Annotated in this window: 23 protein-coding genes; 16 read left to right on the top strand and 7 right to left on the bottom strand. The window is 65.7% G+C overall.

Features of this window, described 5'->3' with window-relative positions:
- The first annotated feature begins 5 nt into the window (after window positions 1-5).
- Window positions 6-479: a GNAT family N-acetyltransferase gene (locus KUV49_RS17765; RefSeq protein ID WP_222452304.1), complete on the top strand. Its 474-nt coding sequence runs from the start codon at window positions 6-8 to the stop codon at window positions 477-479.
- Here KUV49_RS17765 and KUV49_RS17760 read toward each other — a convergent pair.
- Entirely contained in the window at window positions 467-850 is a 384-nt protein-coding gene (locus tag KUV49_RS17760; protein ID WP_222452303.1) for a hypothetical protein, read from the bottom strand. The two genes, KUV49_RS17765 and KUV49_RS17760, sit on opposite strands and share 13 nt — an antisense overlap.
- 185 nt (window positions 851-1,035) lie before the next feature.
- Between KUV49_RS17760 and KUV49_RS17755 the strand changes: the two genes are divergently transcribed.
- From KUV49_RS17755 to preA, 6 genes are all read left to right on the top strand, one after another.
- The gene (locus tag KUV49_RS17755) at window positions 1,036-1,635 is read left to right on the top strand and encodes a PRC-barrel domain-containing protein (protein WP_222452302.1); all 600 of its coding nucleotides are present in this window, start codon (window positions 1,036-1,038) and stop codon (window positions 1,633-1,635) included.
- Between the two features lie 426 nt (window positions 1,636-2,061).
- Window positions 2,062-2,409, top strand: coding sequence for a Lin0512 family protein (locus KUV49_RS17750; protein WP_222452301.1), 348 nt, complete (start codon window positions 2,062-2,064; stop codon window positions 2,407-2,409).
- A complete protein-coding gene (locus tag KUV49_RS17745) occupies window positions 2,406-2,768 on the top strand; it encodes a Lin0512 family protein (RefSeq protein ID WP_222452300.1) in 363 nt (120 codons plus the stop codon). Before KUV49_RS17750 ends, KUV49_RS17745 begins: the two co-directional genes overlap by 4 nt.
- 111 nt (window positions 2,769-2,879) lie before the next feature.
- Entirely contained in the window at window positions 2,880-3,647 is a 768-nt protein-coding gene (locus KUV49_RS17740; RefSeq protein ID WP_152493843.1) for an FCD domain-containing protein, read from the top strand.
- Window positions 3,648-3,852: 205 nt separating this feature from the next.
- Window positions 3,853-5,175, top strand: coding sequence for an NAD(P)-dependent oxidoreductase (locus KUV49_RS17735; RefSeq protein WP_222452299.1), 1,323 nt, complete (start codon window positions 3,853-3,855; stop codon window positions 5,173-5,175).
- 11 nt (window positions 5,176-5,186) lie between these two features.
- A complete protein-coding gene (preA, locus tag KUV49_RS17730; RefSeq protein WP_222452298.1) occupies window positions 5,187-6,491 on the top strand; it encodes an NAD-dependent dihydropyrimidine dehydrogenase subunit PreA in 1,305 nt (434 codons plus the stop codon).
- Between the two features lie 77 nt (window positions 6,492-6,568).
- Here the strand turns inward: preA and KUV49_RS17725 are convergent, their stop codons facing one another.
- From KUV49_RS17725 to KUV49_RS17715, 3 genes are all read right to left on the bottom strand, one after another.
- Window positions 6,569-6,799 carry an N-(5'-phosphoribosyl)anthranilate isomerase gene (locus KUV49_RS17725; RefSeq protein ID WP_222452297.1) on the bottom strand — a complete coding sequence of 77 codons (231 nt, stop codon included), beginning with the start codon at window positions 6,797-6,799 and terminating at the stop codon, window positions 6,569-6,571.
- Window positions 6,800-7,002: 203 nt separating this feature from the next.
- Window positions 7,003-7,470 carry a hypothetical protein gene (locus KUV49_RS17720; RefSeq protein WP_222452296.1) on the bottom strand — a complete coding sequence of 156 codons (468 nt, stop codon included), beginning with the start codon at window positions 7,468-7,470 and terminating at the stop codon, window positions 7,003-7,005.
- 130 nt (window positions 7,471-7,600) lie between these two features.
- Complete coding sequence (locus KUV49_RS17715; protein ID WP_222452295.1) at window positions 7,601-8,227, bottom strand: TetR family transcriptional regulator C-terminal domain-containing protein; 627 nt, start codon at window positions 8,225-8,227, stop codon at window positions 7,601-7,603.
- Window positions 8,228-8,422: 195 nt separating this feature from the next.
- Between KUV49_RS17715 and KUV49_RS17710 the strand changes: the two genes are divergently transcribed.
- The 3 genes from KUV49_RS17710 (at window position 8,423) to hydA (ending at window position 11,729) form a co-directional block, all read left to right on the top strand.
- Window positions 8,423-9,673 (top strand): Zn-dependent hydrolase, encoded by a 1,251-nt coding sequence (locus KUV49_RS17710; protein ID WP_222452294.1) that lies wholly within the window; start codon window positions 8,423-8,425, stop codon window positions 9,671-9,673.
- 255 nt (window positions 9,674-9,928) lie between these two features.
- A complete protein-coding gene (locus KUV49_RS17705) occupies window positions 9,929-10,219 on the top strand; it encodes a GIY-YIG nuclease family protein (RefSeq protein ID WP_222452293.1) in 291 nt (96 codons plus the stop codon).
- A 46-nt stretch (window positions 10,220-10,265) separates the two neighbouring features.
- Window positions 10,266-11,729, top strand: a complete 1,464-nt coding sequence (gene hydA / locus KUV49_RS17700) for a dihydropyrimidinase (RefSeq protein ID WP_222452292.1) — start codon at window positions 10,266-10,268, stop codon at window positions 11,727-11,729.
- Window positions 11,730-11,774: 45 nt separating this feature from the next.
- On the opposite strand, the gene KUV49_RS17695 is transcribed toward hydA, so the two are convergent.
- The gene (locus tag KUV49_RS17695; RefSeq protein WP_222452291.1) at window positions 11,775-12,092 is read right to left on the bottom strand and encodes a hypothetical protein; all 318 of its coding nucleotides are present in this window, start codon (window positions 12,090-12,092) and stop codon (window positions 11,775-11,777) included.
- A gap of 313 nt (window positions 12,093-12,405) precedes the next feature.
- Here KUV49_RS17695 and KUV49_RS17690 point away from each other — a divergent pair, with 313 nt between their 5' ends.
- The 6 genes from KUV49_RS17690 to KUV49_RS17665 all read left to right on the top strand — a co-directional run bounded on the left by KUV49_RS17690 (window position 12,406) and on the right by KUV49_RS17665 (window position 19,548).
- A complete protein-coding gene (locus KUV49_RS17690; protein ID WP_222452290.1) occupies window positions 12,406-12,732 on the top strand; it encodes a hypothetical protein in 327 nt (108 codons plus the stop codon).
- Window positions 12,733-12,874: 142 nt separating this feature from the next.
- Window positions 12,875-13,681: an ABC transporter ATP-binding protein gene (locus KUV49_RS17685; protein ID WP_222452289.1), complete on the top strand. Its 807-nt coding sequence runs from the start codon at window positions 12,875-12,877 to the stop codon at window positions 13,679-13,681.
- Window positions 13,682-14,086: 405 nt separating this feature from the next.
- Window positions 14,087-14,962 carry an ABC transporter permease gene (locus tag KUV49_RS17680; protein WP_222452288.1) on the top strand — a complete coding sequence of 292 codons (876 nt, stop codon included), beginning with the start codon at window positions 14,087-14,089 and terminating at the stop codon, window positions 14,960-14,962.
- On the top strand, window positions 14,959-15,804 hold the full coding sequence (locus tag KUV49_RS17675; RefSeq protein ID WP_222452287.1) for an ABC transporter permease: 846 nt from the start codon (window positions 14,959-14,961) through the stop codon (window positions 15,802-15,804). The genes KUV49_RS17680 and KUV49_RS17675 overlap by 4 nt, the downstream gene beginning before the upstream one ends.
- Before the next feature lie 30 nt (window positions 15,805-15,834).
- The gene (locus tag KUV49_RS17670) at window positions 15,835-16,827 is read left to right on the top strand and encodes an ABC transporter substrate-binding protein (RefSeq protein ID WP_222452286.1); all 993 of its coding nucleotides are present in this window, start codon (window positions 15,835-15,837) and stop codon (window positions 16,825-16,827) included.
- A gap of 369 nt (window positions 16,828-17,196) precedes the next feature.
- Window positions 17,197-19,548, top strand: coding sequence for a peroxidase family protein (locus KUV49_RS17665; RefSeq protein WP_222452285.1), 2,352 nt, complete (start codon window positions 17,197-17,199; stop codon window positions 19,546-19,548).
- 37 nt (window positions 19,549-19,585) lie between these two features.
- On the opposite strand, the gene KUV49_RS17660 is transcribed toward KUV49_RS17665, so the two are convergent.
- Both KUV49_RS17660 and KUV49_RS17655 read right to left on the bottom strand, forming a co-directional pair.
- Entirely contained in the window at window positions 19,586-20,932 is a 1,347-nt protein-coding gene (locus KUV49_RS17660; RefSeq protein WP_410000781.1) for a TrkH family potassium uptake protein, read from the bottom strand.
- A 2-nt stretch (window positions 20,933-20,934) separates the two neighbouring features.
- Window positions 20,935-21,591, bottom strand: coding sequence for a potassium channel family protein (locus KUV49_RS17655; RefSeq protein ID WP_222452284.1), 657 nt, complete (start codon window positions 21,589-21,591; stop codon window positions 20,935-20,937).
- Window positions 21,592-21,683 lie beyond the last annotated feature (92 nt).

The following is a 21,683-nucleotide window of genomic DNA, read 5'->3' as shown; positions in this document are numbered from 1 at the left end:
CCGCCATGCTCATCATCGAACAGGCCAACCCCAAGGCCCCCGGCCCCCGCGCCCTGCTGGAACAAAGCCACGCCATGATGCGCGCGCTTTTTCCGGCCGAAGACAACTATTTCCTCGACCTGGAGGAGCTGCGCGGATCCGGCATCTGCTTTTTCGCCGCCCGGGACGGGGCGGAAACGCTGGGCACCGGGGCGCTGGCGTTCAAGCGCGGCTATGCCGAGATCAAGTCGATGTTCACCTCTCCCGCCGCCCGCGGCCGCGGCGTCGGTGCCGCGATCCTGCGCGCGCTCGAGGACGAGGCCCGCGGCGACGACGTGCCCGTTCTGCGGCTCGAAACGGGCGAGGTCCTCGACGCCGCGATCCGTCTTTACGAACGGCACGGCTTCACCCGGTGCGGCATCTTCGGCGACTACCGCCCGAACGCCACGAGCGTCTACATGGAAAAGGCCCTGACCGCGCCCACGGCTCAGAACGGGTAACAGATCAGCTCGCCGCCCTCCGCGTCCAGTTCGAAGGCGTCGCATTCAAGATACGTCTCGGGCCGCCGCGGCGCCGGGGCGCCGCTGCCGCAATCCAGCGTCGCCCGCATCATCGCCTGGTCCCCGGTCAGACGGTCCACCCGGCAGCCGCTGACCGCCTCGATGGCCAGCACCACGGGCACGCCCACGCTGGACAGCCGGAACGCGGGCTGCGCGTTCAGCCGGACCGCCTCGGCCCTGCGGCCCTCCACCCGGATATCGAACACCGACGCGCCTGCCTCGATGCGCACCGGCGCGACACCGGCAAAATCCGGGCTGGCCGTGTCGCAGGCCGTCAGGGCCGACAGCAAAATCAAGAGCAACGGACGCATCGCGCGATCATCGCCGATCCATGGTTAAGAAACGGTAACCAATGGCTTTTTCGCGCCCGCCCTAACGCGAGGGACCGCGATTTGTTTCATGCGAAAGGCGCATTCTTTTTCTCGCCTTCGCAGGAACGTGTCCGGGGGTCCCCCGCGTTGACCATGCAGATACCACATGACGAAGGAGGAACATCATGAAACTGATCGGCAGCACAGCCATCGCAATGGCCCTGGCCGCAACCACCGCGTTCGCGCAAAGCGACTCGAACGAGGAAATGGACACCGACACCGGCAACACGCAGGTCGAGTCCAGCACCGAGATGAACAGCTCGGACAACAGCGCCGACGCCAGCGGCAACATGCAGACCGAAGGCGAGTCCGACAAGACCGCCATGAATGACAGCGGCCTGAACTGGGACAAGTCCAGCGAAGAAATGAGCCAGATGCAAGGTGAACTGATCCGCAGCCGCGACATCACCGGCGGCGCGGTCTACACCACCAACGAAGCCAACGACGAAGGCGAAGGCTGGGACATGACCGAGTATGACGAAGTCAACTCGGAATGGAACCAGATCGGCGAGATCGAAGACCTCGTGATGTCGCAGGACGGCAAGCTGACCGGCATCGTGGTCGAAGTCGGCGGTTTCCTCGACATCGGTGACAAGCACGTCATGCTGTCGGTGAAGGACGCCAAGCTCGTCCCCGTCGACGACAAGAGCTACACCTTCGTGACCCGCTTCAACGAAGAAGAGATCGAGTCCATGGAAGGCGTCGACGAAGGCTTCTGGAACTAAGCCGGGACACGTCTCGCGTTTTGCCGCCGCCCCTTGCCGGGCGGCGGTTTGCGTTTGCGCACCTGCCGGGCCCAGAGGCTCTTCCACAGCTGGTGCACAATAAAGCGCGGTCGCCAGGCCGATATAGCCGCCGCCCACGATGGCCACGTCCGTCCCCACGTCGCCCCGCATCGCCGTTCTCCGGCTCCTCGGCCGAATGGTCCCACAGGGATATGCCGGGCCGCTGCCCCGCCTTGGCTGTCGCCTCGCGCCGCGTTCCGCCGCGGCAACGCGAAACGCGCAATGCCCAAGCTCGATATCGCAGGCGGCACGACGGTGCACCGCCCCGCGCCTTTCCCGCAGCGCGTCCGCCGACCCACTGACGCCTTGCAATTTCACCGTTCCAAAAATACTCAAATCCCAACGCCACACAGGGGGAGCCTCCACATGCCCAAAACGCGCCTTCTCACCGAATTCGGCATCGGCTCGTCCCTGCGCCACCGCGATTACACCGCCGCCGCCCGCCGCGCGTTGCAAGACGCGCTCTGGCGCAACTCCATCAACCTCGCAGAGCTTTTCGGCCAACCGAAAGAGGCGATGATCATCGACGTGGAAATCGCCGCGCAGGACCCCGACGCCGTCGACACCGCCGCTTTGTCGGAGGTCTTCCCCTACGGCCAGGCCACCGTCACCGCCCACAAGGGCGGGCTCGACGTGCCCCGTCCCGACGGCGAGCCCACCGTCATCGTCAACGCCGCCATCAATGTCAGCCTGAACCTGGAGCCCGCGAAATGACCGATCACCGCTTCATCATCGAAATGGGCATGGGCAACGACCAGTACGGCATGGATTATCAAAAGGCCGCCGCCCGCGCGATCGAATCCGCCATTCGCCGTTCGGCCATCCCCATGTATTCGACCACGGCGCTCGACCCGTCGCAGATGCGCGTGCAGGTCACCATCGGCGTGCAGGAGCCGGACAAGCTTGACACGGAGGCGCTCGCCACCTGCCTGCCGCGCGGAAACGCCACCGTCACGGCCACGTTCGGCGGTCACAACGTGGTGAACCCCGACACCGGCGACACCATCGTCATTGCCACCGCGGCAGTCGAGGCGTTCCTGCCCGACCAGTCCCGCAACTACACCGCCGGTTAAGGTGCCGCGTCATCCCCGGACGTGATCCGAGGATCTCCCACCCCTTGAGGCACGCTTGCCCCCTATCGCCTCCGGTCATATGATTTGACCAATTCAACCCCGAGGCGCCCCATGCCCTTCCAGAAAGTCACGCCCGAAAAACTCTCGCTCGCGGTCACCCGCCAGATCGAGAAGCTGATCCTGCGCGGCATCCTGCGCCCCGGCGAACGTCTGCCCTCGGAACGCGAACTTGCCGACCGCTTCGGCGTCTCCCGTCCGTCCCTGCGCGAGGCCGTGGCCGAGCTTCAGCAAAAGGGACTGCTGACCACACGCGCCGGCGCCGGCATCTTCGTGGCCGACGTTCTGGGCAGCGCCTTTTCTCCCGCCCTGATCGAGCTTTTCGCCAGCGATGACGAGGCCGTCTTCGACGTCATCGCCTTCCGCCGCGACATGGAAGGCCTCGCCGCCGAACGCGCCGCCAGGCTGGCCTCCGACACCGACCTCGAGGTCATCGCCGCCACCTTCGCCCGCATGGAGCAGGCCAAGGGCCGCGCCAATCCCGAACGCGAGGCGCGGCTCGACGCCGAGTTCCACATGGCCATACTGGAGGCCAGCCACAACGTGGTGATGCTGCACATGATGCGCTCGATGTTCCAGCTCATGCAGGACGGCGTGTTCTACAACCGCAAGGTCATATTCAACCAGTCCACCAGGCGCTCCAGCCTGCTGGACCAGCACCGCGCCATCCGCGACGCGATCCTTGCCCGCGATCCCAAAGCAGCCCGCGCGGCGGTCGAGACACATCTCGATTTCGTCGAACGGGCGCTGACCGACCAGCGCAAGGCCGAGGCCCACGAACACATCGCCCGCCAGCGCCTGGAACACGAGAACCGCCGCTGAATTCGTTGCCAACACCGTAGGGTGGGTGGTTCTGCGCAATGCGCAGGTTCACCCACCATTACACCGCACACCCTGCAAATCACGGGCTTTCGCGTGCTGCGCCGCCGCTTCTCGCGCCGTTCACAAACCGCCTAAATTTTACCAATTGATAAAATTTTGAACTGTGCAATACTTTCTCCAAAGCGTACAGCCACTGGAGCCCTCCATGAGCCATTCCGCCTTGACCCCCGGCATCACCTCCGGCCGCCTGTCAGAGGACGACCTCGCCCGGAACTTCTCCGACCTGCATCCGCCGCTCGATCCGCACGAGGCGCTGGTGGCCGCCGACCGCTGCTATTTCTGCCACGATGCGCCCTGCATCACGGCCTGTCCCACCGATATCGACATCCCGCTCTTCATCCGGCAGATCGCCACCGGCACGCCCGAGGCCGCCGCCAGGACGATCCTCAGCCAGAACATTCTCGGCGGCATGTGCGCCCGCGTCTGCCCGACCGAGACGCTCTGCGAACAGGCCTGCGTGCGCGAAACCGCCGAGGGCAAGCCGGTTCTCATCGGACAACTCCAACGCTACGCCACCGACACCCTTCAGGCCGCGGGCACGCATCCCTTCGCCCGCGCGCCCGAAACGGGCAAGTCGGTCGCCGTGGTGGGCGCGGGACCGGCCGGTCTGGCCTGCGCCCATCGTCTGGCGATGCACGGCCATGCCGTCACGCTCTATGACGCCCGGCCCAAGCCGGGTGGCCTCAACGAATACGGCATCGCCGCCTACAAGACGGTCGACGGCTTCGCCGAGCGCGAGGTCGACTGGCTGATGCAGATCGGCGGCATCACCCTGGAAAACGGCAAGGCCCTGGGCCCCGACCTTTCCCTCGACACCCTGCGCGACCGCTTCGACGCGGTCTTCCTCGGCATCGGCCTGGGCGGCGTCAACGCCCTCGGCCTTGATGGCGAGGACAAGACCGGCGTGCTCGACGCGGTCGATTTCATCTCCGAGTTGCGCCAGGCCAGCGACCTGCGCGCGCTTCAGGTGGGCCGCGACGTTGTGGTGATCGGCGGCGGCATGACCGCCATCGACGCCGCCGTGCAGGCCAAACTGCTGGGCGCGCTCAACGTCACGCTGGTCTATCGCCGGGGCCGCGACCGCATGAACGCCAGCGTCTTCGAGCAGGACCTCGCCGCGTCGAAGGGCGTGCGCATCATCACGAACGCCACGCCCCGCGCCCTCCACGGCAACGGCACGGTCCGCGAGATCGAGTTCGAGTATACCGACGACGCCCTCACCCCCACCGGCGAGACCATCCGCATCCCCGCCGACCAGGTGTTCAAGGCCATCGGCCAGGCCCTTACGGGTGACGCCCTGCCCGATCTCGACGGCCGCAAGATCGCCGTCACCGGCCCGGGCCGCACCTCGGTCGCCGGTGTCTGGGCGGGGGGCGACTGCGCCGCGGGCGGCGACGACCTGACCGTCACGGCCGTGGCCGAAGGCCGCGACGCCGCCGAAGACATCCACGCGACGCTGAGCGCCTGAAGGAGCGAGACATGGCTGACCTGACCACCAACTTCATCGGCATCACCTCGCCCAACCCGTTCTGGCTGGCCTCCGCCCCGCCCACGGACAAGGAATACAACGTTCGCCGCGCCTTCGAGGCCGGCTGGGGGGGCGTGGTCTGGAAGACACTGGGCGAGGAAGGCCCGCCCGTCGTCAACGTCAACGGACCTCGCTATGGCGCGATCTGGGGCGCCGACCGCCGCCTCTTGGGGCTGAACAACATCGAGCTCATCACCGACCGCCCCCTGCAAACCAACCTCGACGAGATGACGCGGGTCAAGAAAGACTACCCCGACCGCGCCCTCATCGCCTCGCTCATGGTCCCGGTGGACGAGGACAGCTGGAAGTCCATCCTCGACCGCGTTCTGGAAACCGGCTGCGACGGGGTGGAACTGAACTTCGGCTGTCCCCACGGGATGAGCGAACGCGGCATGGGCTCCGCCGTGGGCCAAGTGCCGGAATATGTGGGCCAGGTCACCGAATGGTGCAAGAAACACTCCGACCTGCCCGTCATCGTGAAACTCACGCCCAACATCACCGACGTCCGCAAACCCGCCCAGGCGGCCAAGGACGGCGGCGCCGACGCGGTCTCTCTGATCAACACGATCAACTCGATCACCTCCGTCAACCTCGACAGCTTCGCGCCAGAGCCCACCATCGACGGCAAGGGCGCCCATGGCGGCTATTGCGGCCCGGCGGTGAAACCCATCGCGCTCAACATGGTGGCCGAGATCGCCCGCACGCCCTCGCTCGCCGGTCTGCCCATCTCGGGGATCGGCGGCATCACCACCTGGCGCGACGCGGCGGAATTCATGTCGCTGGGGGCGGGCAACGTCCAGGTCTGTACGGCGGCCATGACCTACGGCTTCAAGATCGTGCAGGAAATGATCTCGGGCCTGTCACAGTTCATGGACGAGAAGGGCTTCACCTCGACGAACGAGCTTGTCGGCCGCGCCGTTCCGAACCTTTCGGACTGGCAGCACCTCAACCTCAACTACGTCACCAAGGCCCGGATCGACCAGGATCTCTGCATCAAGTGCGGCCGCTGCTATGCCGCCTGCGAGGACACCTCGCACCAGGCCATCTCGATGTCCCCGGACCGCATTTTCGAGGTGATCGACGCCGAATGCGTCGCCTGCAATCTCTGCGTCAATGTCTGCCCGGTCGAAGGCTGCATCACGATGGAAGAGCTGGCCCCCGGCACGACCGATCCCCGGACCGGCAAGACGGTGCAGAACGACTACGCCAACTGGACCAGCCACCCCAACAACCCGGGAACCTGCGCCGCAGAATAACGACACAGATTCTTCGTACGAAGAATCTGAACCCCCAGAAAATTCGTACGAATTTTCTGGGGGTAACCTCGCCCGAATCAAAACACGATCCGAATAGGCCCCGCATGGCACACGACGATCATCTGGTCGCCGGTTTCGATCAGGTGATAGCCGCGCCTGCGCACTTCGCGCTCGAACGCCTCGCGGCCGACCTCGCGCTCCACCCACCGGCGCGACCGGCGCACGACAGCGCCCTTGCGCGCGGACTGGCTCGAGAAAAGTTGCGCCACCCAGGGCGCGGCGGGAACGGGACGAATGATCTGCGTCATGCCGCGACCCTGCCGCCATCCTGGTAAAAATCAGGTTAAGGCTTCTGCGCCCGCAGGCACCGCAGCGCCCCACGCTTCCCCGGGCCACCCGAAGCGTTGCGCCCGTGGCCGGCGGCATCGGCCAAATGCGAAACGCGTGCACCGACCGAATGGTGCGTGGCATCTCACGGATCAGCCGCGATTCGGGCGTGTCGGAAAACGCATCAATCCCCGGCTTTGACGGCAGAAGGTTCTGCCCCGCTCGACGCGTCCTCGCCACCCATCTCGATCTTCAGTACCGCGATCATCTCGCGCAGGTCGGTGATGTCGCGCGCCGCGCGCGACTGCTCCAGCCGCGTGCTGGCCCGCAGCAGGTCCTGCTGCCGTCCGACCAGTTCGTACTGCGCCGCGACCAGTTGATCGCGCGGCGTCTCCTGGCTCTTGATCCGCGCGTCGAGCACGCTTTCGCCCGACGCCCTGGCCGGCAATCGCGATATCGCCTCGCGCCCGGGCCGCGGGCTTGCCTCCGCGCGCGGCCCGTCCCCGCTTGTGGCGTTGTCGGAATTGTTGCCACTCGCACTGCTTTCCGCCGACCCCGAGGCGCTCTTGACGGCGAGTTTCTGAAGGTTCTGCCCGGCGCCGGCCGGCACCGAGGGCAGGACGGTCACAGGGGCTGGTCCTGTGATGTTCATGTGTCCACTCCAAACACGGGGGATCGCTAGATCCGGCACCCGCACCCAAAGATCAACATACCATGGCGCGGTGGTCTCCCGCGACGGCAATCTAGACAGCATTTTAGACGTATCGCGCCCCGTGCGGGCGCTACACCGCCAGCATCCGCCGATAGAGCGCATCCAGGAACACGGACGCCTCGCCGTGGACGTCCCGGCCATCCACCAGCGCCTGCACCTGCGCGTCGAAATCCGCATAGTGCTGCGTCGTGGCCCAGATCGAAAAGATCAGGTGGCGCCCGTCCACCGGCTTCAGCCGCCCCGCCGCGCCCCAGGATTCGATCAGCGCCGCGGTCTCGTCCACCAGCGGCTTGAGGTCCGAGACCAGCCCCGGCCCGATCATCGGCGCGCCTTGCAGGATCTCGTTGGCAAAGAGCCGGCTCTCGCGCGGCAGCGCCCGGCTCATCTCCAGCTTGCGATGCACATAGCGCAGGATCTCCTCCAGCGGCTCGCCGGCGGGGTCGATGGCGCGCATCGGGTCCAGCCACGTGTCCATCAACCCGTTCAGCAGCGTGACATGGATCTCTTCCTTGCCGGCGAAATAATACAGGATGTTGGGCTTCGACAGCCCCGACGCCTCGGCGATCTGGTCCAGCGTCGCGCCCCGGAATCCGTGCATCGAAAACACGTCCAGCGCCGCGTCCAGGATACGCTTGCGGTTGCGCAACTGTATCCGGCTCGGCTTGGCCCCGCCCTCGGGCGTCCTCCCGTCTTCCATTGCGCCTCTCACATTTCCCTGCCCGAAGATCTAGCACCGCCCGGCCCGAATTGGCCAGCGGCGGGTGCAATGCTTGACATGCCCGCCCCGCTTCGCAATCGTGCTTTTACCATTTGGTAAAAAAGTGGCAACCGGGATGGCAGCCGCATCGTGCGCCCCCTATGGTATGAGTCCACGAAGACAAAGGGGACACCGATGGCCGCACCTGGACAGAATCTCAAAATCAACGGCGACCGGCTGTGGGACAGCCTGATGGACATGGCCAGGATCGGCCCCGGCGTCGCGGGCGGCAACAACCGCCAGACCCTCACGGACGAGGATGCCGAGGGCCGCGCGCTCTTCCAGTCCTGGTGCGAGGCGGCGGGCATGACCATGGGCGTCGACACGATGGGCAACATGTTCGCCCGGCGCGAGGGCACCGAGCCCGACGCGCTCCCCGTTTACGTCGGCTCCCACCTCGACACGCAGCCCACGGGCGGCAAGTATGACGGTATTCTGGGCGTTCTGGGGGGCCTCGAGATCATCCGCACCCTCAACGACCTCGGCATCAAGACGAAACACCCCATCGTGGTCACCAACTGGACCAACGAGGAAGGCACGCGCTACGCCCCCGCCATGCTCGCCTCGGGCGTCTTCGCGGGCATCCACGACCAGCAATGGGCCTATGACCGCGTCGATGCCGACGGCAAGACGTTCGGCGACGAGCTCGAGCGCATCGGCTGGAAAGGCGACGAGCCGGTGGGCGAGCGCAAGATGCACGCCTTCTTCGAGCTGCACATCGAACAGGGCCCGATACTGGAGGCCGAAGGCAAGGATATCGGCGTCGTCACCCACGGGCAGGGACTCAACTGGACGCAGGTGACCATCACCGGCAAGGACAGCCACACCGGATCGACACCGATGCCGATGCGCAAGAATGCCGGCCTCGGCATGGCCCGCGTGCTTGAAAAGGTCGAGGAGATCGCCCTGTCCCACGCCCCCCATGCGGTCGGGGCCGCCGGGCATATCGACATCTATCCCAACTCGCGCAACGTGATCCCCGGCAAGGCCGTCTTTACGGTCGATTTCCGCTCCCCCGACAAGGCGGTGATCGAGGATATGGTCGCAAGGATGAAAGCCGCGGCAACAGAGATCTGCGATGAAATGGGGCTGGAAGTGGCGTTCGAAGTCGCTGGCGGCTTCGACCCGGTGGAGTTCGACGAGGGCTGTGTCACCGCCGTGCGCAACGCGGCCGAGCGCCTTGGCTATTCACACATGAACATCGTCTCGGGCGCCGGCCACGACGCCTGCTGGATCAACCGCGTCGCCCCGACCGCCATGGTCATGTGCCCCTGCGTCGACGGGTTGTCGCACAACGAAGCCGAGGAGATCTCCAAGGACTGGGCCACGGCCGGCACGGACGTCCTGATGCACGCGGTGGTGGAGACGGCGGGGATCGTGGAGTGATCGTCAAACGATCATTCGACGTCCCGGGTTTGACCCGGGACCTCCCGGCCACGCCGCAGAACGCAATCCCGGTCTTGACCCGGGACCTCCCCGCCACACCGCGCAACGCAATCCCGGGCTTGTCCCGGGACCTCCCCGCCACACCGCGCAACGCAGTCCCGGGCTTGACCCGGGACCTCCCGGCCACCCGCGTCCCGCCACAAACACCAAAGCCGCGTGCACGCCAAATTAACCATGTTCCCGCACCACCGGACCATGGCGTTCTACACTTACATCATGGCCTGCCGCTCAAACACGGCGATCTACGTCGGAACCACAGGCAACCTGCGCGACCGCGCGGCCCAGCACCGGCTGGGGGCCGGCTCCGTGCACACGTCGAAATACAACATCACCAAGCTGGTCTACTTCGAGACCCACGAAACACTGGATGCCGCCGTCGCCCGCGAACGAAAGCTGAAACGCTGGCGGCGCGAGTGGAAAGACAGGCTGATCGAACACGCAAACCCAAGCTGGTCCGACTTGAGCATGGAGGCCTCGTTTCTCTGAGGTCCCGGCTCAAGGCCGGGACTGCGTAGCACCAGGGAGACACCCAATGACCACCAAAGTCATCAAGAACGGCACCGTCTGCACCGCAGACCGCACGTGGAAGGCCGATGTCCTGATCGAGGACGAGAAAATCAAGCAGATCGGCGAAGACCTCAAGGGCGACGAGACCATCGACGCCGAGGGCGCCTATGTCATTCCCGGCGGCATCGACCCGCACACGCACTTGGAAATGCCCTTCATGGGCACCACCGCGGCCGAAACCTTCGAGACCGGCACCTGGGCCGCGGCCTGTGGCGGCACCACGATGCTGGTGGATTTCTGCCTGCCCGGCGCGGACGGCTCCATCAAGAACGCCATCGAGGAATGGCACCGCAAATCCGCCCCCCAGATCTGTTCCGATATCGGCTACCACATGGCCGTCACCGGCTGGAACGAGCAGATCTTCAACGAGATGAAGGACGCCGTCGACATGGGCGTCAACTCCTTCAAGCATTTCATGGCCTACAAAGGGGCCTTGATGATCGAGGATGACGAGATGTTCGCCTCGTTCAAGCGCTGCCGCGAGCTGGGCGCGCTGCCCATGGTCCATGCCGAGAACGGCGACCTGGTGGCCGACATGCAGCAGGAGATGCTCTCGAAGGGCATCACCGGCCCCGAGGGTCACGCCTATTCCCGCCCGCCCGAGTTCGAGGGCGAGGCCGCCAACCGCGCCATCACCATCGCCGATGCCGCCGGCGTGCCGCTCTATATCGTGCACGTCTCCTGCGAACAGGCGCACGAGGCCATCCGCCGCGCCCGCCAGAAGGGGATGCGCGTCTATGGCGAACCGCTGGCGCAGTTCCTGACCCTCGACGAGGGCGAATACTTCAACACCGACTGGGACCATGCCGCCCGCCGCGTCATGTCGCCCCCCTTCCGCTCGAAGGACCACCAGGACAGCCTCTGGGCGGGGCTCCAGGCCGGCTCGCTCCAGGTCGTCGCCACCGACCACGCCGCCTTCTCGACCGAGCAAAAGCGCATGGGCGTGGATGACTTCACCAAGATCCCCAACGGCTCCAACGGGCTGGAGGAACGGATGCCCGTCCTCTGGACCCGCGGCGTGGAAACCGGGCGCCTCACGCCCAACGAGTTCGTCGCGGTCACCTCCACCAACGTCGCCAAGATCCTCAACATCTACCCCAAGAAGGGCGCCATCGTCGAAGGCGCGGACGCCGACATCGTCGTCTGGGACCCCAAGATCACCAAGACGATCTCGGCCTCCAACCACCACTCGATCCTCGACTACAACGTGTTCGAGGGCTTCGAGGTCACCGCCAATTCCCGCTACACGATCTCGCGCGGCGAGGTCATCTGGGCCTGGGGCCAGAACTCCCAGCCCCAACCCGGTCGCGGCCGCTTCGTCCCCCGCCCCGCCTTCCCCTCGGCGCATGAGGCGCTCTCGAAATGGAAGGCCCTGACCGCGCCCAAGATGATCGAGCGCGATCCGCTGAATATTCCGGCGGGGATATGATGGCCCGGCCTCTCTGCTGGCAGGAAACTGGTAAACGCGACCGCGTCACTCGTTGGACGGGGGGCGGATGGTAAGGTTGTTGTTATCCTTGCATTCATCGCAGCAGTCGCCTTCGCCGCAGCAAAAGCAGCAGGGAAAACAGCCCGCTGAAACCGCTTGGTTGACGTACCCGAAGATCGCCCTCTGGATGTTTTCCTCGACATGCCTGTTGTCAAAGACAATCTTCCCCGGCGCCGGACAATTCGCCGGGGCCGCCTGTGTCGGCGTCTTGGCGTCGTTGGTGCTGGCGGTTTGCGCCGGCACGGACGAGACTGTGGAAAGCATCAGGCAGACGGCGATCAGAAATTGAAATACATACTTCATGGTAATCCCCTTGTTTGGCGTGAAACGAAGCTGGCAACCCAAATGGAAACAAAAATACCATCAGAAAATATGCCCGATCGTATCAACCTATCCGGGAATTGTCAATTTTTACCACATCCAATGGGCGTATCGCGCATGGTGCGGCAGGAAACGACGTTTCCCAAACCGCAGGGTCGCTGAAATGCAGCCGGCTCAGCACCCTGTGATCCATACCGGAAGCCGCGCGCGGACCTTCCCGACCGATGCCGGCAGCCACCAGATCCTCACGACCGTGCCCCACGCGCCATCACCATCCCGGCGGGCACCCACCCCCATGCGCCTCGCCCTCGCCCTCCTCCTGCTGGCCAGCCCGGCCACGGCCCAGCTGGCCGCCCCGCTCGGCAATCCCGACGGCTGCGCCCGCATCCTGGGCGAGAACGGCCCCAAGGAAAACGAGGTCGCCATCGTCGCGGGCCACCTGAACCTGCGCGGCGCGATCTGCCAGATCACCGCGGTGCAGACCGGCACGCTCATGGCCACCTGCCCCGGCGACGCCGACAGCCGCAAGAAGGTCCTCGGCATCACCCGCAGCGCCGATGGCACCGGCGTTACCCTGACCCTGCCTGACGGCTCGGTCGAAGACCTGGTCCCTTGCGAATGAACCACGCCGCCATCCGCCCGCGCCATTGCCCGCAAATTCATCATGTGCCTGCCCCACAGGCAGATGACGCCGGGACCCGCCTTGACACCACCTTGCGGCGTGGGATTGTTCCCTTCACCCGGCCCGGAGACACGACCCCCTGATGCAAGACGCCCAAGCCACATCGACCCCCAGCCCCGTGATCGCCGCCCGCGACCTGTCGCTGACATTCCAGACCAATGACGGGCCCGTGCATGCTCTCAAGGACGTGACGCTGGACGTGGAAAAGGGCGATTTCGTCTCCTTCATCGGCCCCTCGGGCTGTGGCAAGACCACCTTCCTGCGCTGCATGGCCGATCTCGAACACCCCACCGGCGGCAGCATTTCGGTCAACGGCATGACCCCCGCCGAGGCCCGCCAGCGCCGTGCCTATGGCTACGTGTTCCAGGCCGCCGGCCTCTACCCGTGGCGCACCATCGGCGGCAACATCCGCCTGCCGCTCGAGATCATGGGCTATTCCAGGGCCGACCAGCAAAGCCGCATCGCCCGCGTGCTGGAGCTCGTCGATCTCGCGGGGTTCGAAAAGAAGTTCCCCTGGCAGCTGTCCGGCGGGATGCAGCAACGCGCCTCCATCGCCCGGGCGCTGGCCTTCGATGCGGACATCCTGTTGATGGACGAACCCTTTGGCGCGCTCGACGAGATCGTCCGCGATCACCTCAACGAGCAGCTCCTGCAGCTCTGGGACCGCACGAACAAGACCATCTGCTTCGTCACCCACTCGATCCCCGAGGCGGTGTACCTGAGCACGAAAATCGTCGTCATGTCCCCCCGCCCCGGCCGCATCGCCGACGTGATCGAAAGCACCCTGCCGCGCGAACGTCCCCTCGACATCCGCGACACACCGGAATTCCTCGAAATCGCCCACCGCGTCCGCGACGGGCTTCGCGCGGGGCACAGCTATGAGGACTGACGTCTCACGCCCCGCTCCGGCCCTGATCCGGGAGCCTGTACCGGACCCGATCCGGGAACCTGCCCCGGACTTGATCCGGGAGCCTGCCCCGGACTTGATCCGGGGCCTCCCGCTCACCGCGGGCTCAGAGGCCCCGGCTCGGTGGCCGGGGCGGCATACCGCCAAGCACGCCTGTCCCACACGGTCAACAGGTCTAGTCTCCGGGCCGCGGCGTCGACCAGTTGCCCCCGCCCGCCGAAGCAGGCGAGGGACTTTCACCGTTCACGGTCATCGACTCTCCAGCCTGTACCGTGGGGCCAGTTTGGAGAGCAAACCTTTCATCGTTCTTAAAATACTCAAAAAAACTCCGCTCAATTTCGCGGTTGGGATTGAGTATTTTTGGAACAGTGAAAGCAGGAGGGTGTAATGCGCAACATCGTCCCCGTCCTCACGGTCGTCGCGACCCTCATCGCGCTCTGGTATGCCGGCGCAGTCGCGCTCAACGCCCCCTGGGCTTATGACAAGGCCGCGCGGGCCGAGGTCACGCTCACCTTCCCGGACCTCGTCGCAGACACCTGGTCCCAGGAAAAGCCCAAGCTGCCCGCCCCGCACCAGGTGGCCGCAGAGATGTGGAACACCACCGGCGCGATGATCGCCAGCGGGCGGGCTTTCTCCAAGCGCTCGCTCATTTACCACAGCTGGATCACCTTCAGCTCCACGGCCCTGGGCTTCCTTCTGGGCACCGCCCTCGGCACGCTTCTGGCCATCGGCATCGTCTACAACCGCACCATGGACATGAGCGTCATGCCCTGGGTCATCGCGTCCCAGACCATCCCGATCCTCGCCATCGCGCCGATGATCATCGTCGTCCTGAACGCCGTGGGCATCTCCGGCCTGCTGCCCAAGGCGATGATCTCGATGTACCTGTCGTTCTTCCCCGTTGTCGTCGGCATGGTGAAGGGCTTGCGCAGCCCCAGCCAGATGCAGCTCGACCAGATGCGCACCTGGCACGCCAGCCGCTCCCAGACCTTCTGGAAACTGCGCCTGCCGTCGTCGATGCCCTATTTCTTCACCTCGCTGAAGATCGCCATGGCCGCCAGCCTGGTGGGCGCCATCGTCGGCGAGCTGCCAACCGGGGCCGTCGCGGGCCTTGGCGCGCGGCTCCTGGCAGGCAGCTATTACGGCCAGACCATCCAGATCTGGAGCGCGCTGATCATGGCCGCCACGCTGGCCGCCATTCTGGTGGGCCTGATCGGCCTGATCCAAAGGATCACGCTCAAGCGCATGGGAATGGCGACATGAGCTGGCTGATCGCAGGGGCGCTGATCTGGGCCGTGGGCTGGTGGATCAACGTGCAGCTAGCCCGCCATCCGCAGAACACCGCCGCGCAACTGGCCGCGCCCATCGTTTTCGGGGCCACGCTCATCGCCGTCTGGGAGTGCCTCGTCTGGGGTTTGGGCATCAAGCTCGCCCTCCTGCCCGCCCCCAGCGTCATCGCCGTGACGTTCGCCAATTCCCTCAACATCCTCTGGGGCGACTTCCTCCAGACCGCCATCAAGGGCGCGCTCACCGGCTATATCCTCGGCTGCGGCGCCGCGTTCCTGACGGCCATCGCCGTCGACCGCTCCGATTTCCTCAAGCGCGGCCTCCTGCCCGTGGGCAACTTCGCCGCCGCCCTTCCCATCATCGGCCTCGCCCCCATCCTCGTCATGTGGTTCGGCTTCGACTGGCAGTCCAAGGCCGCCGTGGTCGTCGTCATGGTGTTCTTCCCGATGCTGGTGAACACCGTGCAGGGCCTCTCCGAGGCCGACGCCATGCAGCGCGACCTGATGCGCACCTATGCCGCCGGCTACTGGACGACGCTGCTGAAACTCCGCCTGCCCGCCGCCATGCCCTTCGTCTTCAACGGGCTCAAGATCGGCACCACGCTCGCCCTTATCGGCGCCATCGTGGCCGAGTTCTTCGGCTCGCCCATCCAGGGCATGGGCTTTCGCATTTCCACCTCGGTGGGGCGCCTCGCGATGGATCTCGTCTGGGCCGAGATCGTCGTCGCCGCCCTCGCCGGCTCGGGGTTCTACGGTGCGGTCGCCCTGATCGAACGCGCCGTCACCTTCTGGCACCCGTCCCAACGGGGCCGGACCTAAATCAAAGCAAACCAGAACAGGGAGAAGACAATGAAACACCTCACCACGACGCTCGGCCTCGCCGGCGCCACCCTCTGGGGGGGCATGGCCCAGGCCGCCGACGACGTCACGCTGCAGCTCAAATGGGTGACGCAGTCGCAATTCGCGGGCTACTACGTCGCGCAGGACCAGGGCTTCTACGAAGAGGAAGACCTGAACGTCACGATCAAGCCCGGCGGGCCGGATATCGCCCCCGCCCAGGTCATCGCCGGCGGCGGCGCGGACGTGATCATCGACTGGATGCCGTCGGCCCTTGCCAGCCGCGAGAAAGGCCTGCCGCTGGTCAACATCGCCCAGCCGTTCAAAAGCTCCGGCATGATGCTGACCTGCCGCAAGGACACCGGCATCGAAGGCCCCGAAGACTTCAAGGGCAAGACCCTCGGCGTCTGGTTCTTCGGCAACGAATACCCCTTCCTGTCGTGGATGAGCCAGCTGGAAATCCCGACCGAGGGCGGCGAGGATGGCGTCACGGTCCTGAAACAGGGCTTCAACGTCGATCCTCTGCTTCAGAACCAGGCCGCCTGCGTCTCCACCATGACCTACAATGAATACTGGCAGGTCATCGACGCCGGCCTCACGCCCGACGATCTGGTGGTGTTCAAGTACGAGGACCAGGGCGTCGCCACGCTCGAGGATGGCATGTACGTGCTGGAGGAAAACCTCGAAGACCCCGAATTCGCCGACAAGATGACCCGCTTCGTCCGGGCCTCGATGAAAGGCTGGAAATGGGCCGAGGAAAACCCCGACGAGGCCGCGATGATCGTGCTCGACAACGACGCCACCGGCGCGCAGACGGAAGAGCACCAGAAGCGGATGATGAGCGAGGTCGCCAAGCTGACCGCAGGCTCCAACGGCGCGCTCGATCCGGAAGATTTCCAGCGCACGGTGGACTCGCTTTTGTCGGGCGGCTCCGATCCGGTGATCACCAAGGACCCGGGCGAGGCCGCCTGGACCCACCAGATCACGGACGAAGCCCTTAACTGAGGCCTGTCGCTCTGAAACGACCGCGGTGCGCCTGTCCGTTTCGCGTCAGGCGAAACACCCGGGCGCATCTCTCTGAACTCTGTCGGGGCGGGCTTTTGCCTGCCCCGTCTTGCACTTGAGTGCGGCGCAGGCCGGTCTGACACGGCAACGGGTCGGACATCCTGCGCGAGGCGTCGCGACCGCTGGGGCCAAAAAAAGCAAATTTCCTGGTTAATGAAATACACCGCTCACGGTTTCGTGATATAGTGTGAGCTATCACAGATGAGTCGCACGCATTCCGCTGCGCATTTTTTGATGAATTAGGGCTCTGAACGCCCATTGAATATGTTTTGCGCGTCGTAAGCGCGACACAAGGTGAGGGGAAGCCACGTGTCACAGTTTTCTAGCATACTGCCTCGGCCCGCAGACGGGACCGGGTCGAACACCGAGAATCCGGACTGGGGGTCGACGGGCACGCACCTGCTGCACGTCGCTCCGAAGGACCTTGGCCCGAATGGCGAAATGTCCGGCGCGGACAGGCCCGGCGCCCGCGAGGTCTCCAACGCGGTGGCGGCGCAATCCGCCGAGACCGAGAACGCGGCAGGCGCTTCGGATTTCTTGTGGGTCTGGGGACAGTTCATCGACCACGACATCTCGCTGACCGAGGCCGGCTCGACCAAATACGCCCCGATCGACGTCCCCGCGGGCGACCCCTATTTCGACCCGTTTTACACCGGCACCGCCGAGATCCCGTTCTTCCGTGTCGATCAGCATGACGGCGTCTACGCGAACGAGATCACCAGTTTCATCGACGCCTCCATGATCTACGGCTCCGACGCCGCCACCCTGGCCGCGCTGCGCGTGGACGGGGGCAAGCTGCTGCTGGACGAAAACCAGCAGCTGGTGCTGGACGGCGACGCGCTGCTCACCGGCGACGTGCGTGCCGCGGAAAACGTGATGTTGTCCTCGATGCACACGATTTTCACCCGCGAGCATAACCGCATCGTCGATGAACTGAGCGCAGCCGACCCGACGCTGACCGATGAGGCGCTCTTCAACATCGCCCGCGCCCAGGTCGAGGCCCTCGTCCAGGCCGTCACCTTCAACGAGTTCCTGCCGATCCTCGTCGGCCCGGACGCCATTGCCGCCTATGACGGCTATGACCCGACGGTGAACCCCGGCATCTCGGTCGAGTTCTCCACCGCCGTGTTCCGGCTCGGGCACACGCTCCTGTCCTCGAACCTGCAACGCGTGGCCGAGGACGGCACGGTCGGCCCGTCGCTGGCCCTGCGCGATGCCTTCTTCCAGCCGGCACTGCTCGATCAGCCTGACCTGATCGAGAGCGTGTTGCGCGGCGCGGCCACCCAGGCGGCCCAGGCACTCGACACCGAGGTGGTCGAAGACGTGCGCTCCTTCCTGTTCGGCCCGCCGGGTGCGGGCGGGTTCGACCTCGCCGCGCTCAACATCCAGCGCGGCCGCGACCTCGGCATCGCCAGCTACAACGACCTGCGCGAGGCGCTGGGTCTTGCCCGGGCCACGACCTTTCAGGACATCACCTCGGATCCCACGCTCGCGGCCAAGCTTGCTGCGGTCTACGGCTCCGTCGACCTGGTCGATGCCTGGATCGGCGGCCTGGCCGAGGATCCTCTCGAAACCGGACTCCTGGGCGAAACCTTCCACATCATGGTGGTCGACCAGTTCTCGCGCCTGCGCGACGGCGATCCGTTCTGGAGCGAGGCCCGCGACGGCCTCACTGACGCGGCGCGCGCGGCGCTCTGGGACACGACCCTCAGCGACATCATCCTGCGCAACACCGATGTAGGGGCGCTGCAACACGACGTTTTCGCCGCCATGGACCGCAGCATCGGCACGGCGGACGCGGACGTGCTGAAGGGCAGCGTCCGCGCCGACTTCATGTTCGGCGGGGACGGTAACGACATTCTCCGGGGGCGCGACAACCGCGACGACCTGCAGGGCGGCGCGGGCGACGACCGGCTCTTTGGCGGCGAGGGCGAAGACACCCTGACGGGCGGCGACGGCAACGACCGGCTCTATGGCGGCCAGGACGACGACACCCTGACCGGCGGCGACGGCAAAGACCGGCTCACCGGCGGCGAGGGCCGGGACTCGCTGACCGGCGGCAATGGCCACGACCGCCTCTCCGGCGGCAATGGCCAGGATACCCTGGTCGGCGGCAACGGCAATGACCGCCTCTCTGGCGGCGGCGACCACGATACCCTGACCGGCGGCGACGGCAACGACCGCCTCTCTGGCGCCGAGGGCTGGGACTCGCTCACGGGCGGCGCGGGACACGACCGGCTCTTTGGCGGCAACGGCCGGGATACCCTGATCGGCGGCGACGGCAACGACCGCCTCTTCGGCAGCGAGGGCCGCGACTCGCTGGTGGGCGGCGCGGGACACGACTGGCTCTTCGGCGGCAACGGCCACGATACCCTGATCGGCGGCGCGGGCGACGACCGCCTCTTCGGCGGCCACGGCAACGACTTGCTGATGGGCGGCGCAGGCAACGATGTCGTGACCGGCGGGGCCGGCAGCGATCGCTTCGTGTTCCGGACCGAAGAGGCCGGCCACACTACGATCACGGATTTCGAGATCGGCATCGATAGTCTCAGGATCCACGAGGAGTCACCCGGAACCCTCACCCTTCAGAGGGTCGAGGACGATCTCGTGTACCACGCAGGCGACGACTGGAGCCTGACGCTGGAGGATTATTTCCTCTGACATCCCGGGTAGGGTGGGTTTCCACCCCACCATCGCCTCACCCCAGGAACACCTTGTCGCCCGGGTAGCGCACCCGCGGCCGGCTCTTCACTGCCAGGAAGAACCCCAGCGTCAGCGGACCCACCCGGCCCAGGAACATCACCGCGATGATCACGGCCCGCCCCAGCCAGTTCAGTTCGCCGGTCGCCCCGTGCGACAGCCCCACCGTGCCAAAGGCCGAGGCCACCTCGAACGCCAGGTCCCGGAAGGCGATGTTCTGCGTCGCCGTCAGCACGAACAGGCTCGCGAACATCAACAGCCCGCTGATCGTCGCCAGCGCCATCACCTTCAGCACCTGGTCCAGCGGCAGGCTGCGCCCGAAGACATGCAGCGCCGGCCGCCTCTGGAAGAATGCGACCGTCGCCAGCAGCATCACGATCAGCGACGTCACCTTGATCCCGCCCGCGGTCGAGGTCGACCCGCCCCCCACGATCATCAGCATGATCGTCAACAGCGAGGTGGAATCCTTCATCGCCGCGGTGTCGATCGTGTTGAACCCCGCCGTGCGCGGCGTCACCCCCTGGAACCAGCTGGCCCACAGCTTTTCGCCCGTGCTCTCCAGCCCGGCCAGCGTGCGGGGGTTGTTCCATTCCAGCAGCGCGAAACAGACCACCCCGATCACGATCAGCCACAGCGTCCCCGCGATCATCAGCTTGGAATGCAGCGACAGCTTGCGCCACATGCGGTGCTGATAGACGTCGCCCACCACGATGAACCCCAGCCCGCCGAGGATGAACATCGTGGTGACCGTCAGGTTGACCACCGGGTTGCCCACCCACTTCGACAGGCTGTCCGGCTCCAGTGCGAATCCTGCGTTGTTGAAGGCCGAGATGCTGTGGAACACCGCGTACCACAGCCCCTGCCCCCAGCCGAGCTCCGGCACGAAGACCAGGGCCAGCAGCACCGCGCCCACCGCCTCGCAGCCCAGCGCCACGTAAAGGATGATCCGCACCAGCTGGCCCAGGTTGCTGATCGTCGCCTGGTTCAGGTCCTCGCGCAGCATCACCTTGTGCGGCATCCCGATGGGAATGCCGAAGGCCGTCAGGATCAGCACCGCGAACACCATCAGGCCCAGGCCCCCGAACTGCATCAGGCAGGCGATGATGATCTGCCCGAACAGGGTGAAATCCGACCCGGTATCGACCACCACCAGGCCCGTCACCGTCACCGCCGAGGTCGCGGTAAAGATCGCCTCGCCCAGGCCCACCTTGTCGTGATGCGACGCCGGCAGCCACAACAGCAGCGCGCCCAGCGCCACGGTCAGGAAATACATCACCGCCAGAACCGCCGGCGGCGACAGGCTCAGACGTGTCGAGCCCAGCTTGATCGACGATCGTCGCGCCACGCTCAGAGACTCGCGGAAAAGTCGCGCAGGTTGTTGCGTTCACCCAACATCAACAGCAGGTCACCGGCCTTCAGCGTGCAATCGTCCCCGTCCTGCCCGAGGAATTTGGTGCCCCGCATCACGCCCAGGCAGCGCAGGTCGAACTTGTCCACGTGGTTCAGCTTCGACAGCGTGGTGTCCTCCAGCTCTTCCGGCACCTTCAGGTTCACCACGAAGAAACCGTTGCCCAGGCCGACATAGTCGCGCACCAGCGGATTGTGCATGACCTGCGCGATGCGCTGGCCGATCTCGACCTCGGGGTGAATCACCCGGTCCACGCCGATCCGCGACAGGATTCGGTGATGCGTCCGGCTGGTGGCCTTGGCCCAGACCGCGCCCGCGCCCACCTGCCGCAGGTTCACCGCCGCGAGGATGCTCGATTCCAGGTTGTCGCCCACCGCCACCAGCGCCATGTCGACCTCGCCGATGCCCGCTTCCTTCAGGGCTTCGTCGTCGCGTGCGTCCAGGATTATGGCCTCGCCCAGCTTGTCCGCGTGCCGGCTGACGCGGGTTTCGTCGATGTCCACGCCGATCACGTGGTTGCCGAACCGTTCCAGCTCGGTCGCCACCGTGCTGCCGAAATTCCCAAGGCCGATCACGGCGAAACTGCGACTTGACATGAGGTCCCCTTCCTCTTCGCACGCAAACGCGCGGGATGATGCGCCAGTTCCGCGGAGGTCGCGGAACCCGGCCCGCCGCCCGCCGTCCGGGC

It is taken from the genome of Roseovarius atlanticus, from assembly GCF_019802205.1.
In the GTDB taxonomy this organism is placed as follows: domain Bacteria; phylum Pseudomonadota; class Alphaproteobacteria; order Rhodobacterales; family Rhodobacteraceae; genus Roseovarius; species Roseovarius atlanticus_A.
Note: the sequence above shows the minus strand (reverse complement) of the source record. Positions and strands in the feature narration are given on the sequence as shown.